This window comes from Streptomyces sp. NEAU-YJ-81 (assembly GCF_017592595.1).
Classification (GTDB): Bacteria; Actinomycetota; Actinomycetes; order Streptomycetales; family Streptomycetaceae; genus Streptomyces; species Streptomyces hygroscopicus_B.
This window is the reverse complement of record NZ_JAGFNO010000134.1, coordinates 1-558: the sequence shown is the minus strand read 5'-3', so window position 1 is coordinate 558 and position 558 is coordinate 1. Positions and strand designations below refer to the sequence as shown.

Here is a 558-nt window from a genome sequence, read left to right as displayed (position 1 = left end):
GCGCAAGGCGGTCAAGAAGTCCGGCTCCGCCGCCTCCGGCGACGCCCTGGCCTCCCCCATGCAGGGCACCATCGTCAAGGTCGCCGTCAACGAGGGCGACACCGTGGCCGAGGGCGACCTCATCGTCATCCTGGAAGCCATGAAGATGGAACAGCCCCTCAACGCCCACCGCGCGGGCACCGTCAAGGGCCTGACCGCCGAGGTCGGCGCGTCCATCACCTCGGGCGCGGTCATCTGCGAGATCAAGGACTGACAGGAATGATCGCTGTGGCTCCACTCGGAGGTAAGTCCCAGGATTGACTGGCGCTTCCGCTGTCCTCGGCAGGCTTACACCGTGTCCTACATGATCAGTTTGAGGAGGCGTTTGTAGCAGCAGAGGGCGGCGGCGAGGCCGAGGAAGGCAAGGTAGTTGCGTGGGTGACGCTCGTAACGGGTGACAGCCGACGGTAGCCGGTGAGCCAGGAGATCGTGCGCTCGATCACCCACCTTCGGCGGCCCAGTCGCTCGCTTGAGTCGATTCCTTTGCGGGCGATGCGGACGCCGATGTGTCGGCTGTGC

General features: G+C 65.6%; 1 protein-coding gene and 1 pseudogene. One reads left to right on the top strand and one right to left on the bottom strand.

The window, feature by feature from the left end; translation table 11 throughout:
* The coding region (locus tag J5X86_RS50265) for a biotin/lipoyl-containing protein (RefSeq protein WP_208523245.1) at positions 1–253 on the top strand (253 nt) is incomplete at its 5' end.
* An 86-nt stretch (positions 254–339) separates the two neighbouring features.
* On the opposite strand, the pseudogene J5X86_RS50260 reads toward J5X86_RS50265, so the two are convergent.
* Positions 340–558 (bottom strand): annotated as a pseudogene (locus J5X86_RS50260) (transposase); the annotation flags it as partial.